Annotated in this window: 2 protein-coding genes; both read right to left on the minus strand. The window is 41.7% G+C overall.

Going from position 1 to position 492, the window contains the following annotated elements:
• On the minus strand, positions 1-149 hold a 149-nt coding region (locus tag ACTHSP_RS21700; RefSeq protein WP_440346970.1), incomplete at its 3' end, for a large ribosomal subunit protein uL22.
• Positions 150-157: 8 nt separating this feature from the next.
• Positions 158-436, minus strand: a complete 279-nt coding sequence (gene rpsS, locus ACTHSP_RS21705; protein WP_002215422.1) for a 30S ribosomal protein S19 — start codon at positions 434-436, stop codon at positions 158-160.
• Positions 437-492: the final 56 nt, after the last annotated feature.

Raw genomic sequence — 492 nt, forward strand, 5'->3', positions numbered from 1 at the left:
ACTTTTTTAATCAGCTCAGCACCTTTTTTAGGGCTGAATGCCAAGATATTCAAAGCTTGGGCAACGTCTTTACCACGAATCAAATCAGCTACCAAACGAGCTTTTTGAGCTGAAATACGGGCGTTTTTATGTTGTGCACTTACTCTCATGATTCACCTTATTTCTTTTTAGCCTTTTTATCAGCCAAGTGGCCTTTAAAGGTACGGGTCAATGAGAACTCACCTAATTTATGACCAACCATGTTGTCGCTGATGAACACAGGCACGTGAGTGCGACCGTTGTGAACAGCGATAGTCAGACCGATGAAATCAGGCAAAATGGTAGAACGACGTGACCAAGTTTTAATTGGGCGTTTGTCGTTGCTTGCACGAGCAGCATCTACTTTTTTCAGCAAATGCAGGTCTACATATGGGCCTTTTTTTAATGAACGAGCCATACTAATTAACCTTTATTTGAGTAACGACGACGAACAATCATGTTATCCGTGCGTTT

The sequence above is a fragment of the Neisseria sp. P0001.S005 genome, from assembly GCF_051963715.1.